The organism is Bradyrhizobium sp. Ken01 (assembly GCF_055807355.1).
In genome coordinates this window covers 1-246 of sequence record NZ_JBVVPC010000273.1, presented here as the reverse complement: position 1 = coordinate 246, position 246 = coordinate 1, and the positions used below count along the sequence as shown (strand labels likewise).

1 protein-coding gene is annotated in these 246 nt (G+C 42.3%); it reads left to right on the top strand.

The features are described from left to right. The coding region (locus tag AC0L3S_RS39630) for a hypothetical protein (protein WP_473285421.1) at positions 1 to 246 on the top strand (246 nt) is incomplete at both ends.

Sequence of the window (246 nt, the reverse complement as noted above, 5' to 3'; positions counted from 1 at the left end):
ATTAGTGGTGCGGAAAAATACCGGTGTAACATTAACACCTGCCGGTCAATTGTTACTCTCCCGTTCCGAATCCATTACCCGTGAAATGAAAAATATGGTTAATGAGATAAGCGGTATGTCTTCTGAGGCGGTGGTGGAAGTCTCATTTGGTTTTCCTTCATTGATTGGTTTTACTTTTATGTCAGGGATGATCAACAAGTTCAAAGAGGTGTTCCCGAAAGCGCAGGTTTCTATGTATGAAGCGCA